Raw genomic sequence first — 12,470 nt, 5'->3', positions numbered from 1 at the left:
CTCAGCCGGCGACGGCGTAGGTGGTCTGCACGAAACCGGCCCCCAGGACCCGGGTCCGCCGGTGCTCCAGGTCCACGTCGGCGGGCAGCGGCCCGAACAGGGGCAGGCCCCGCCCCAGCAGGACCGGCACGGTGGTGAGGGTGATCTCCCGGACGAGGCCGGCGGCCAGGAACGACTGCACGACCTGCCCCCCGTCGACGTAGACGCGCCGGGCGCCGGCGGCCTCCAGGGCCGCCACCGCGCTGTCCAGGTCGGGCACGACGTGGACGCGGGGGTCGGCGCCGGGGACGGCGCGGCGGCTGAGGAGCAGGACGGTGCGCCCGGGGTAGGGCCAGGCGTCGAAGGTGAGGGCCTTCTCGTAGGTGCCGCGGCCCATCACCAGGGCGTCGATCCCGGCCATGAACTCGTCGTAGCCGGTCTCGCCCGCGCCGGCTCCGCGCGCGGTGAGCCAGTCGATGTCCCCGTCGGGGCGCGCGATGAAGCCGTCGAGGCTGGTGGCGATGAAGACCACCCCGGTGAACGGGGCGGTGGACGGGGTGGCGGACGGGGCGGTGGACGGGGCGGTGGACGGGGCGGTCACGGGTGGGTCCCTCCCAGGTCGTCGGGGTTGTCGGGGGTTCCGGGGGTTCCGGGGGTTCCGGGGGTTCCGGGGGTGAGGTGCGGGGCGAGGACGGCGTCCACGGCGGAGCGCAGCTCGTCCTCCAGCGGGCCGGTGCCGGTCAGCGGCCACACCGTGAGGACGCCGTTGAGGGTGAGGTGGACGGTGCGGGCCAGGGCGGCGGTGCCGGCGCGGGGGCGCAGCTCCCCCGCGCGCTCGGCCTCCGCCAGGAGGTCGGCGATCCGCTGCTGCACGCGGTGGGCGTGGGCCGCGGCGACCGCCCGGAAGTCCTCGTCGGTCAGGTCCAGCTGCAGGAAGCCGAGGCTGTCGGCCAGCTCGGCGCGCCCGCGCACCGGCTCGGTCATCGACGCCAGCGCGGCGTGCAGGGCCCGCAGCGGGGAGCGGGCGCTCTCGCGGGCCCGGGTGAAGCCGGCGTCGGCGTCGTCCACGCTGCGCCGCGCGAAGTCCAGCAGCAGCTGCCGCTTGGAGCCGGCGCGCTGCACCAGCCCGGCGGCGGACAGGCCGGCCTCGGCCGCGACGGCCGCGACGGTGGTGCCGCGCAGGCCGTGGCGGCGCAGGACGGCGGCGGTGGCGGCGTGGATCGCCTCGTCGCTGACGGTGCGGGGGCGTACCACCGCGGGGCCTCCTGCTCGTCCGGTCCAGTGTTACTTAACGACCATACGTTAACGAACCGGGACGGACAACCCCCGCGCCGGGGACCGGGACGGTCAGCCGGCCGTCCCGCTCCACGGGCGGGGCCGACGGCCCTCCAGCTGCCGGGTGAACTCCTCCAGCACCCACTCCCCCAGCCGGCCCACGTCGGCCGGGGTCGTCAGGGGCGCCAGCGCCGTCCCGGTGCTGAGCCGCTCGAGGTCGTGCAGACCGCGGCGCCACTGCTCGACCAGGTCCTGGTGGTCCCGCAGGCGCGGGTAGTGCAGGTCCACGCTGGGCTCACCGTCCACCAGCGCCTGCAGCACCAGCTGCGACGCCGACGACAGGTGCCCGGCGTACTCGGCGCTGAGCAGCTCGGCGATCCCCGCGGCGAGCGCCGCGGTGGCGGAGTCGGCGATGGCGTGGGTCAGGGTCAGGAGGCGCAGCTCGCGCAGCACCGCCTCGCGGTGCTCGCGCATGCGCACCCCCAGCTCGACGGGGTAGCCCACCAGGTGGATCGGCTCCGCGTCCGCGGCCGCGGAGCCGGCAGGACCGGGCGCGGGCGGGTCCGGTGCCGGCGACGGCTCGCCCTGCAGCTCGGCCACCACGGAGGACCACTCCTGGGCGAGCACGGACTGCACCGCGTCCAGCGTGTCGGGCCCCTCGAGGTCGGCGGCCGGACGCGGGGTCAGGGACAGCTCGCACCAGACCGTCTTGCCCCCGGCGCGCACCTCGACCCCCCGGGCCGCGCTCAGGGCGGTGATCAGGGCCAGGCCCCTGCCGGTGGAGGCCGTCAGGCTGCGCGGGACCCACTGCGGCGGGACCGCCGAGCCGTCGCGCACCTCCAGGCGCACCGCCGGCTGCCCGTCCCCGCCCGCGGGGCCCCGCCCGCCGTCCCCGCCGTCCGGTCCGCGCAGGCGCACCCCGACGGCCAGGGGGGTGCCGGCGTGCAGCACGGCGTTGGTCACCAGCTCGCTGACGCACACCTCCGCGTCGGCCACGACGGCCTCGACGAGGGCGCTCCCACCCGGCGCGGCTCCCCCGAGGAGGTGCCCGAGGAGGTGCCCGAGGACGTGGCGGACGTGCCGGCGCGCCCGGGCCGCGCTGCCCGCCTCGGCGGGCAGGGACACCTCGTGCCGACCGCCCACCCCGCCCGTCCCCTCCCCGCTCACCCCTGCATGCAACCAGGTCGTCGTCCCCGGTCGGTGCCGGCGGGGCCGGTGGTGCCGGTGGGGCCGGTGGGGCGGGTGGGGCGCGCTCCGCGCCCGGCCCCGGCCGTCGCGGTCACCCGCACGGGACGAGCGGTCGGCGGATGACCACGGCCAGGCAGTCGTCCTCGTCGCGCGCGCACGTGCTCACCTCGCTCAGCAAGCGCGCGGGGACCTCCTCCACCGGCACCGGCGCCAGGGCCGCCGCGGTGGCCGTCAGCTCCCGCAACCCCGCGTCGATGTCCCGGGTGCCCTCCAGCAGGCCGTCGGTGTAGAGCAGCAGGCTGTCCCCGGGCCCCAGGTGGGTCTCGGTGAGCGAGAAGCTGCCCGGCTGCGGGTAGCCGATGCCCAGCCCGTCCGCCGGCACCTCTCGCGCCGCACCCCCCGGCGGCCGCCCCGCCCCGCCGACGGTGACGACGACGGCGGGCGGGTGCCCGCCGCCGGCCAGGCGCACCCGCCCGGTGCCCGGGTCGAGCACCGCGACCAGCACCGTGGCCATCGCCTCCGGGTGGGTCACCTCCAGCACCGCGCCGGCGCGGGCGACCAGCTCCTCCAGGGGGCAGCCGGCCACGGCCAGGGTGCGCACCGTGGTGGTCACCGCCAGCGCCTGCCGGACCGCGGCGGTGCCCCGTCCCATCGCGTCGACCACGATGAACAGCACCTCCCCCGAGGGCAGCACCAGCCAGTCGTAGAGGTCCCCACCGGCCGGGGCGTGCGCCGCCGGCTCGTAGGCCACGGCCACCTGCACGCCCGGCACCCGCAGGTCCGGCGGGCGCACCGCGCTCAGCAGCGCGGCGACGTCCCGGCGCTGGGCGTGCTCGCGCTCGGTCAGCTCCAGCAGGGCGCGCTCGGCGCTGTCGGCGCGCACCACGCTCGACAGGTCCCGCACGGTGGCCACCACCCGCACCCCCTCGTCGGCGTGCACCGGTGCCACGGTGAGCGACACCGGCGTGCACGAACCGTCCCGGCCGCGGACGCGGTGCAACCCGCTCAGCGCGAACGGGTCGTCGGTGGGCGAGGTGGGCGAGGTGGGCGAGGGGTGCCGGCCGTCGGCGGCCGCCCCCAGCAGGTCCGCCAGGCGCCGGCCGGTCAGCCCGGCCGGGCAGGGCTGCGCGCCCGGGGCGGCCCCCGGGTCCAGCAGGCGCACCGCCGCCGGGTTGGCCTCCACCACGCGCCCCCCGGCGTCCAGGGCCAGCACGCCGTCGTCGATGCTGCCGACCATCAGGCGGCTGCGCGCCCCCAGGGCGGCCAGCCGGCCCCGCACCACCTCCTCGGCGCGCCAGGACGCGACCCCGACCCCGGCGGCCAGGGCCAGCAGGGCGCCGTGGATCAGCGCCCACAGCCACGGGTGCTGCTGCGCGGCGGGGTGGTTGAAGATCTCGTGCTCGGAGGTGGAGGCCAGCAGGCCGTGGTGGACCACGACGAACCCGACGGCGGTCAGGAACGGCGCCCACGTCTGGTACGAGGCGGCCGCGCCGACGGCGATGAAGAAGAGGAAGTGCGTCTCGATCAGGCCGCCGGACAGGTGCACCGCCAGCGCCGCCACCGCCACCAGGGCGAGCATGACGGCGCACGAGGCGGCCTCCCGCCCCCAGCGCCGGCTCGTCAGGCGCTCCCCGGCCCCGCCGGCCACGCTCAGCGCGGTCGCGACGGCCGCGGCCAGGGCGATGGGCGAGGCGCCGAGCAGCGCGTGGCCCAGCCCCTCGGTCGCCACCGCCCAGGCCGTCGCCGCGGCGCACCCCGACCACGCCGCGACCAGGAAGGTGCGGTGGCGCCCGCGCCAGATGTCGTCGGGCAGCGGCGTCCCCTGCGGCAGCCACCGGGGCAGCGACCGCCGGCGGCCGCCCCGGTGGTCGCTCGCCGGTCGTGCCCGTCGCGACAGCAGCGCCATGGTGTGCCGCGCCCACCTCTCCTCGACCCCCGTGCGCCGGCCCGTGACGGACCGCGCCCGCCGACACCATCGGCACGCCGGGGCCCGTCCTTGAGGGGCCGTCCGGGTGGTCGTGCCCGGGAGCCGGCCGACGCCGGGGTCCCCCCGCCCGGGTCGCGGGGCCGCGGTTGCACCTCCCGCAGCGTCACGTGGTCCAGTGGACCGACGACCCGCTCCACGCAGGGAGGCCCCACCCGTGTGCCCGTCCTTCGTCCCGCCGCGCCAGGTCACCATCGGTGACGCGGCGTCGTTCGTCGGCACCACGCCGCGCGCGATCCGCCACTACCACCAGATCGGCCTGCTCCCCGAGCCCGTGCGGGGCGGCGACGGCCGTCGCCGCTACGGCTACGGGGAGGTGGTCCGGCTGCTGTGGATCCGCAGGATGGCCGACGCCGGGATCGCCCTGGACGACATCCGCGTCGCCTTCGCCGGCGCGGCCCCCACCGGTGAGGCTCCCGGCGGCGACCACGACGTCGAGGGCGTCCTGGAGCGGCTGGAGGCGACCCTCGCCGCCCAGGAGGCCGAGCTGCAGCGGCAACGGGCCGCCGTGCACCGCATGCGCACCCGGGGCAGCAGGGTGGGACTGCTCTCCGACGTCGTCGCCGGACGCCTGGAGGGCCTGCCCGAGGGGTCCCTGCGCCCGTCGGACCTGGACACCCTGCTGGTCACCGAACGGATCTTCGGCCCGCTCGGGGCGGCCGTGCAGGCCACCCGCTTCACCGCCCTGGCCACCCACCCCGGCCTGCGGGAGGAGGGCGACCGCGTCGACGCCGCCGAGGAGGCGCTCGACGACGCGGTCGCCGTCGACGACCCCCGCGTGGCGCAGGTGGCGGCGCGGCGGCACGCCTTCGAGTCGGCGCTGCACGCCGTCATCGAGGGGTCCGGGCTCGCGCGGGAGGACGAGGCGCTCCTCGACGCCTGGGACGACACCCCCGCTGCCCCCGCCACCCCCGACCGGGGGCGGCGACCCACCAGCGCCGCCGACGCCGTGGCGAAGGTGCCCCACGACTTCTCCCCGGCCCGCCTGCGGTGCCTGGAACTGGCCGAGGAGCTCGCCGCCCGCGACTGACCGCACCCCGCAGCGGCGGGCACGCGGCCCCGGACCCCGTCGACCACCGGCCGGGCCTCCCCTACCCTCGCCCGGAGATCACCAGGAGGTCCCGTGCCCGGTCCGCTGTCCGCCTTCGCCCTGACCCCGCTGGACGGGGACGCCGTCGACGAGCGCGGGTTCACCGCGCTCGTCGAGCGCATCGCCGCCGCCGGGGCCGACTCCGTCGGGGCGCTGGGGTCGACGGGCAGCTACGCCTACTTCGACCGCACGCAGCGCGCCCGGCTGGCGCGGCTGGCGGTCGCCGCCGCCGGGGACGTCCCCGTCCTCGTCGGCGTCGGGGCGGTCAGCACCCCGGAGGTGCTCCGGGTCGCCGAGGACGCCCAGCGGGCCGGGGCGGCGGCCCTGCTGCTGGCGCCGGTGTCGTACCAGCCGCTGACCGCCGAGGAGGTCCTCGGCCTCTACGAGGACGTCACCGCGGAGGTGTCGGTGCCGGTGTGCGTGTACGACAACCCGGCCACCACCGGCTTCACCTTCACCGACGAGCTGCGCGCGCAGGTCGCGGCGCTGCCCGGCGTGACGTCGCTGAAGCTGCCCGGCGTACCCGCCGACCCCGGCGCGGCGCGGGCGTGGGTGGCCGGGCTGCGGGCGGCGGTGCCCCGGCACGTGACCCTGGGGGTCGCCGGTGACGCCCACGCCGTGCGGGGGCTGCGCGCCGGGTGCGACACCTGGTACTCCGTGATCGCCGGGGTGCTGCCCCGGACGTGCGTCGCGCTGACCGCGGCCGTGCGGGACGGCGACGAGGAGCAGGTGGCGGCGATCAGCGCCCGGCTGGAGCCGTGGTGGGCGCTGTTCGCCGCCCACGGCAGCCTGCGGGTGGTCGCCGCGCTGGCCGAGCAGTCCGGGCTGGTGGCCCGGGCCGGTCTGCCGCGGCCGCTGCGCGACCTGCCCGCGGCCGGGCGGCGCGCGGTGGCCGGGCTGCTGGCCGCCGGTGGGCCCGGGGACGGGTTCGACCGCGGCTGAGCCCGGTCCCCGGAGCACCGGCCGCGGCGGTCAGCGGCCGCCGGTCGCCGCGCGGTACCGCCGCAGCAGGACGTGCCCGTCGGTCCCCCGGACCACCGGCGCCGCGCCGTCGCGGACCCGGACCGTCGCGTCGTCGCCGGTCGTGTCCGGCCCGACGTCGGCGCCGACCTGCCGCAGCGCGACGGCCAGGACGTGCCCCTCGTTCTCCCGGGCGAACTCCTCGTAGATGGCGGGGTCGTTCTCCCCGTCGTCGCCGACCAGGAACCACCGCACGTCGGGGAAGTCGGCCCGCAGCCGCTGCAGGCTGCGCCGCTTGTGGGCGCGGCCGTCGCGGAACACGCCCCCGCTGGACGGGCCCCAGTCGGTCATCAGCAGGGCCCCGGCGGGGAACCCGTTGCGGTGCAGGAACCGGGTCAGCGGATCGGCGAAGTTCCACGGCCCCGTGCTGAGGTACACCACCGGGGTGTGCTCCCCGCCGAGCTCGTCGTGGACGGCGGCGAGCAGGTCGGGCACGCCCTCGACGGCGACCCGCTGCCGGAAGGCGCGGGTCAGGGTCCGCCACGCCGCGCTCAGCGGGCGGTCCAGGCCGGTCACCAGGGCGGTGTCGTCGATGTCGCACACGATGCCCGCGCGCGCCCCCGGGTCGGCGACGTGCACCGGGGCCTGCACCGGGGGGCGGTCCCCCACCCGCCAGGACGCGGTGTGCGTCCCGGGCTCGGCCGACCACGGCAGGGCCACGTCGACGATGCCGCCGGGGCCGCTGCGGACCCGGTGCACCTGCCCGGTGCGCCCGTCGGGCCCCTGCTCGGTCACCTCGACGGTCACCCGGGAACGCTGCAGGGTCAGCAGGCGGCGCCAGGCGGCGACGCCGCGCACCGCGCTGGGCTCGCGCCCGGGCGCGGCGAGGACGACGCGGGCCAGGACCCGGGCGCTGCCGTCGACGCCGTAGCCGGGGAACGGCAGGACGGCGAAGCTCCAGCCCCGTCGCCGCAGGACCGCGGCGACGACGTCGCGCTGGGCGCGGGCGGCGCGGAAGAGGGCGGTGCCCAGGCGGGAGACCGGGGCCTCGCCGACCGGTGCGCCGGAGACGTCGGGGTGGGTGTCGGGCGCGGGGGCCGGTTCGTCGGTGCGCACCGCACGAGTCTGCGGGCCGGGCCGCCCGCCGGCCCGGCCGGGTCCCCCGCCGGACCGGGACGGGCACCGACCGTGACCAACGGCCCTGTCGCGCACCCCCCGCGGGCGCTGGGATGGGGACGTGACCAGTGAACGTCCCGACGACCGGCCCGTGGTCGTCGGCGTCGACGGCTCCCCCGCCGCGGGCGCCGCGCTGCGGTTCGCGGCCCAGCACGCCGCCGGGGAGCGGGCACCGCTGCTCGTCGTGGGCGTGGCCCACGACCTCGACTCCCTCCCGGAGGCCGAGCGGGCGCTCGGCGAGGCCGACCGGGTGCTGCGCGGGCGCGGGCCCGCCGACGCCCGCACCCGGCTGGGCCTGGGGCCGGTCGTGCCCGTCCTGACGGCCGAGGCCGCCGGGGCGCGGCTGCTGGTGGTGGGCCGCGGGAGGGGGCTGGGACCGGTCGCCGCCGCGCTGCTCGCGACGTGCCCGGTGCCGCTGGCGCTGGTCCCGGCCGAGGCCGGCGCCGAGCGCGGGACGCGGCGCGGCGACGCCGACGTGCACGACGTCCTGGTCTCCCTCGCCGGGGACGACTCCGACGGCCCCGTGCTGGCCGCCGGGCGCGGGTGCGCGGTCCGGCGCCGGTCCCGGCTGCACGTCCTGCACACCCTGCGCGCCCCCTGCGACCCCCGCCCGGTCGTGCGGGAGGCCGCGGCCCACGCGTGCCTGGTGGTCATGGCGAACTCCGGGCGGCCGACCGCGGACCTGCTGGCCCAGCTCGACGGCCCGGTGCTGCTCATGCCCCGGTCGGCGCCGGCCTGAGCGGGACCTGCCACCGCACCCGCGTCCCGCGGCCCTGCCCGGGGTGGGCCGGGGAGTCGAGGTGGAAGCTGCCCCCCAGCTCGCGGGCCCGGTCGGCCAGGTTCGCCAGCCCGCTGCGCCGCGAGGAACCCCCCAGCCCCACCCCGTCATCGGTGACGGTCAGGGTGAGCTGCCCGCCGGAGACCTCCAGCCGCACCACGACGGACGTGGCCCGGGCGTGCCGGGCGCAGTTCGCCAGCGACTCGCGCAGCGCGGCGCGCACGTGGTCGGCCAGCTCCCCCGGCACCGCGGACGTCTGCGGGCCGCTGACCAGCAGCGACGGGGTGAAGCCCAGCAGGTCGCCGAACTCCTCGGTGAGGTCGCGCAGCTCCACGGCGATGTCCTCCTCCGGCGCGGAGCGGCGCAGCTGGAAGATCGTCGCGCGGATGGTGCGGATCGTCTCGTCGCCGGAGGTGATGAGCCCCCGCAGGGCCTGCGCGGTCTCGTCGTCCCCGCAGCGCGCCGCGAGCGCCGACATGCGCAGGCCGGTGGCGAACAGCTGCTGGATGACGTGGTCGTGCAGGTCGCGGGCGATGCGGTCGCGCTCGTCCAGCAGCGCGATGGTCCGCCGGTTCTGCTGGGCGCGGCCCAGTTCCATCGCCAGGCTGACGTGCCCGGCGAAGTCGGCCGCCATCGCGCGGTCCTCGTCGTCGTAGCGGTGGCCGGGGCGGGAGCGCGCCAGCCACACCAGGCCCGGGAGCTGCGACCCGTCGCCGGGGATGTGCACGAGCATCGCGGGGCCGTCGGGCCCGAACCCGGGGGCGGGGGCGGGCCCGTCGGTGAACCGCGACCGGGGCCAGGTGGTGCCCAGCAGCGCGTCGGCGCCCTCGCCGTCGGCGGCGACGACCTGGACCCGGTCCTGCCCGTCGGGGCTGCGGGGGTCGACGACGAGGACGGCGGCGAGGTCGGCCCCGGCGGCGAGCAGGGCGCGGCGGGCCACCAGGGACAGCGCGGGGGTGTCCTCGGCGAGCAGGTCCTGCACGATGTCGGCGGAGGCGCGCAGCCACCGCTGCCGGCGCTCGGCGACGTCGAACAGTCGGGCGTTGTCGATGGCGACCCCGGCGGCCGAGGCGAGGGCGACGAGCAGCTCCTCGTCCTCGGCGGAGAACTCCGCGGGCTGCCCGGCCACGGTCTTCTCCGTCAGGTACAGGTTGCCGAACACGCGGTCCCGCACCCGGACCGGGGCGCCGAGGAACGTGTGCATGGGCGGGTGCCCGGGGGGCAGGCCGACCGCGGCCGGGTGCGCGCCCAGGTCGGCCAGCCGCAGCGGTTCGGGGTGCCGGATGAGCTGGCCGAGCAGGCCCGCCCCGCGCGGCAGCGGGCCGATGCCGGCGGCGACGTCGTCGTCGACGCCGACGGTGGTGAACTCGCTCAGCCGCCCGTCGGTGCCGATGACGCCCAGCGCGCCGTACCGGGCGCCGAGCAGGTCGCACGCGGCCTGGGTGATGCGGCGCAGCAGGACCGGCAGGTCGAGGTCGGAGCTGATGGCGCGGGTCGCGGCCAGCAGGCCGCGCAGCCTGCCCTGGGTGCCCAGGACGTCCTGGGCCCGCTCGATGAGCTGCTCCAGCAGCTGGTCGAGCTCCAGCCGGGCCACCGCGGGGAAGCGCACGATCTCCGGTTCCACCGGGTCATCGAACCACCGGGCGCGCCGGCGGCGCGGGGCGCGGGTGGTCGCGGTCACCGGCCCCCTCGCCGGACCGCACGGTTCCCTGGGTCTCCAGGAGGTCCGTGCCGCCGGCCGGCCGGCTCAGACGAGCCGGCGCTCGGAGTGGTTCAGCCGCGCCAGCAGGACGGTCGAGATGACGTCCCGGGACGCCACGGACCGCCGCACCCGGCGGCCGTCCTCGACGACGACCACCTCCGGGGCGGGCAGCCCGATCCCCTGCAGCGCGTGCGCCGCCTGCCGCCGGAGCACCTGCCCCGGGCGCAGCGCCGCCAGCTCGGCCCGGACGTCGTCGGGCAGCCCCTGCCACCACGCGACCACGGCGGGGTCCGGCTCGCGCCGCACGTACCCGGAACCACCCCAGGTCCCGGTCTCCTCCTGCTCCCCCACCTGCTCCCCCGCGCCCTGTTCTTCCACGTGCTCCTCCACCTGCTCGACACCCTCCTGCCGGTCCCGTGCGCGTTCGGTGCGCACTCCCCCGGCACTCTGCTGGACGGCGCGCCCGCGCGCGCGCCGAACCCGTTCGGACGATCGGGGCCCGCGGGGCGGTGGTCGATGATCGGGGGGTGGTGGCCACCCTGATCGTGCTGCGCACCCTCGCCGTGGCGGGGGCGTTCGCGCTGCTGCTGCGCCGGGTGCGCCGCGAGACGGCGGCCCGGGCCACCTGGCGCGCCTACGCCACCGCGTTCGGTCTGCTCACGGCGGGCAGCGCCCTGGAGGCCGCGGTCGTGCTCGGCGGGGTCCCGGTGGGCGCGGCGGGCCTGGCGCTGGCGCTGCCGCTGCGGCTCAGCAGCGCCGCGGCGAGCTTCTTCCTCTACACCGGCGTCGTGGGCTGGCTGCGGGCGCACGAGAAGAGCCGGCCCGCCGGCCGCGTCGACTGGCTCGTCGGCGTCAGCTGCGTCCTGGGGGTCGCGGGGGTCGTCAACGTCGTCGTCGACGTCGGCCTCGACCCGTCCGGCCTGGCCCAGCAGGTCCGCTGGCTGCACGTCAGCTCGCTGGTGGTGCTGCTGACGGCGCTGGTCGTCGCGGCGCTGGCGCTGCCGCGGGCCGTCGCCGCCCGCGCGCGGGTCGTCGCCGCCGCCGTCGTCGCGGTGCTCGTGACCCAGGTCGGGTACGTCGTGGCCGGGCCGCGCCCGGGCCTCGTCCTCGCCGCCTGGGGCGGGTGGGTGCTGCTGGCCGCCGCGTACGGCTGGCTGTCGCTGCGGCGCCCGGTGCCGGTCCCGCGCCAGCACCCCTCGGCGTCCGCCGTGCCCGCCGCCAGTTCCGTGGCACTGCTGCTGGGGCTGGCCGCCGTCGTGGGGGCCGGGCTGCGGCCCGACCCGGCGCACTGGGCGCTGATCTTCGGCACGGCCGCCGTCGCGGGGTCGGCGGTGCGCCTGGTCCGCCTGGTCCGCGACCTCGCCGACCACGACCGGGCCCGCCGGCAGGCCGGTACCGACGACCTCACGGGGCTGGCGAACCGCCGGGAGTTCCTGCGCCGGCTGGGCCTGGAGACGGCCGCCGGGTCCCCGTTCGGCGTCCTGCTGCTCGACCTGGACCGGTTCAAGGAGGTCAACGACCAGCACGGGCACGCCGTCGGCGACGAGCTGCTCGCCACCACCGCCGTCCACCTGGAGCGGGCCCTGCCGGCGGGGGCCTCGCTGGCCCGCCTGGGCGGCGACGAGTTCGCCGCGATCCTGCCCGGGGCCGGCCCGCGGGCCGCCGTGGGGGTGGCCCGGGACCTGCTGGCCGCCGTGGCCGCCGCCGGGGTCAGCGCGAGCGCCGGGGTCGCGACCTCGGCGGGGACCGCGGCGGGCGAGGGGGCCCTGAGCGGCACCGAGCTGCTGCGCCGCGCCGACGCGGCGATGTACGCGGCCAAGGGGTCCGGGGACGGCGTGGCCGTGCACGACGACGCCGCCGACCGCGCCTGGCGCGAACGGCTGACCCTGTCCGAGGAGCTGCTGGCCGCGCTGGGGCCGGACGCCCCGGCGGGGGCCGCGGACCAGTTCGAGGTCCACTACCAGCCGCAGGTCGGCGCCGCCGGGGACGTCGTGGGCGTGGAGGCGCTGGTCCGCTGGCTCCACCCGCGCCGGGGCGTGCTGGCCCCCGGGGCGTTCCTCGACGTGGTGGAGGACCGCCGGCTGCTGCCCGCGCTGACCGGCCACGTCGCCCGGCGCGCCGTCGCCGACCTGTCCGCCTGGCGCGCGGCCGGTCACGACCTGCGGCTGTCCATCAACACCTCCAGCACGTACCTGTCCGACCCGCGGCTGCTGCGGCGGGGGGGGGGGGGGGGGGGGGGGGGGGGGGGGGGGGGGGGGGGGGGGGGGGGGGGGGGGGGGGGGGGGGGGGGGGGGGGGGGGGCGGGGCGCCGCCGCCACTCGCCCGGCCCGCCCGCGCG

General features: G+C 78.7%; 11 protein-coding genes. 4 read left to right on the top strand and 7 right to left on the bottom strand.

Annotated elements, in window-relative coordinates; all coding sequences use genetic code 11:
- Window position 1: 1 nt before the first annotated feature.
- The 4 genes from ACRYM6_RS21065 to ACRYM6_RS21050 form a co-directional block, all read right to left on the bottom strand.
- Complete coding sequence (locus ACRYM6_RS21065; RefSeq protein ID WP_432544847.1) at window positions 2-580, bottom strand: dihydrofolate reductase family protein; 579 nt, start codon at window positions 578-580, stop codon at window positions 2-4.
- Window positions 577-1,233: a TetR family transcriptional regulator gene (locus ACRYM6_RS21060; protein ID WP_432544846.1), complete on the bottom strand. Its 657-nt coding sequence runs from the start codon at window positions 1,231-1,233 to the stop codon at window positions 577-579. The genes ACRYM6_RS21065 and ACRYM6_RS21060 overlap by 4 nt, the downstream gene beginning before the upstream one ends.
- 93 nt (window positions 1,234-1,326) lie before the next feature.
- Window positions 1,327-2,421, bottom strand: a complete 1,095-nt coding sequence (locus ACRYM6_RS21055; protein ID WP_432544845.1) for an ATP-binding protein — start codon at window positions 2,419-2,421, stop codon at window positions 1,327-1,329.
- Between the two features lie 112 nt (window positions 2,422-2,533).
- Window positions 2,534-4,348: a PP2C family protein-serine/threonine phosphatase gene (locus tag ACRYM6_RS21050; protein WP_432544844.1), complete on the bottom strand. Its 1,815-nt coding sequence runs from the start codon at window positions 4,346-4,348 to the stop codon at window positions 2,534-2,536.
- Window positions 4,349-4,583: 235 nt separating this feature from the next.
- Between ACRYM6_RS21050 and ACRYM6_RS21045 the strand changes: the two genes are divergently transcribed.
- Together ACRYM6_RS21045 and ACRYM6_RS21040 are read left to right on the top strand one after the other, a co-directional pair.
- On the top strand, window positions 4,584-5,456 hold the full coding sequence (locus ACRYM6_RS21045; protein ID WP_432544843.1) for a helix-turn-helix domain-containing protein: 873 nt from the start codon (window positions 4,584-4,586) through the stop codon (window positions 5,454-5,456).
- Between the two features lie 93 nt (window positions 5,457-5,549).
- Window positions 5,550-6,458 carry a dihydrodipicolinate synthase family protein gene (locus ACRYM6_RS21040; protein WP_432544842.1) on the top strand — a complete coding sequence of 303 codons (909 nt, stop codon included), beginning with the start codon at window positions 5,550-5,552 and terminating at the stop codon, window positions 6,456-6,458.
- A 30-nt stretch (window positions 6,459-6,488) separates the two neighbouring features.
- On the opposite strand, the gene ACRYM6_RS21035 is transcribed toward ACRYM6_RS21040, so the two are convergent.
- Entirely contained in the window at window positions 6,489-7,592 is a 1,104-nt protein-coding gene (locus ACRYM6_RS21035) for an App1 family protein (RefSeq protein WP_432544841.1), read from the bottom strand.
- 121 nt (window positions 7,593-7,713) lie between these two features.
- On the opposite strand from ACRYM6_RS21035, the gene ACRYM6_RS21030 reads away from it, so the two are divergent.
- Complete coding sequence (locus tag ACRYM6_RS21030) at window positions 7,714-8,391, top strand: universal stress protein (RefSeq protein ID WP_432544840.1); 678 nt, start codon at window positions 7,714-7,716, stop codon at window positions 8,389-8,391.
- Here the strand turns inward: ACRYM6_RS21030 and ACRYM6_RS21025 are convergent.
- Together ACRYM6_RS21025 and ACRYM6_RS21020 are read right to left on the bottom strand one after the other, a co-directional pair.
- A complete protein-coding gene (locus tag ACRYM6_RS21025) occupies window positions 8,366-10,054 on the bottom strand; it encodes a GAF domain-containing sensor histidine kinase (protein ID WP_432544839.1) in 1,689 nt (562 codons plus the stop codon). The two genes, ACRYM6_RS21030 and ACRYM6_RS21025, sit on opposite strands and share 26 nt — an antisense overlap.
- A gap of 123 nt (window positions 10,055-10,177) precedes the next feature.
- Window positions 10,178-10,510, bottom strand: a complete 333-nt coding sequence (locus ACRYM6_RS21020; RefSeq protein WP_432544838.1) for a hypothetical protein — start codon at window positions 10,508-10,510, stop codon at window positions 10,178-10,180.
- A gap of 149 nt (window positions 10,511-10,659) precedes the next feature.
- Here ACRYM6_RS21020 and ACRYM6_RS21015 point away from each other — a divergent pair.
- Window positions 10,660-12,470, top strand: a 1,811-nt coding sequence (locus ACRYM6_RS21015) for a diguanylate cyclase domain-containing protein (RefSeq protein WP_432544837.1), incomplete at its 3' end; no start/stop codon positions are given.

It is taken from the genome of Kineococcus rugosus, assembly GCF_050871975.1.
Lineage (GTDB): Bacteria > Actinomycetota > Actinomycetes > Actinomycetales > Kineococcaceae > Kineococcus.
Note: the sequence above shows the minus strand (reverse complement) of the source record. Positions and strands in the feature narration are given on the sequence as shown.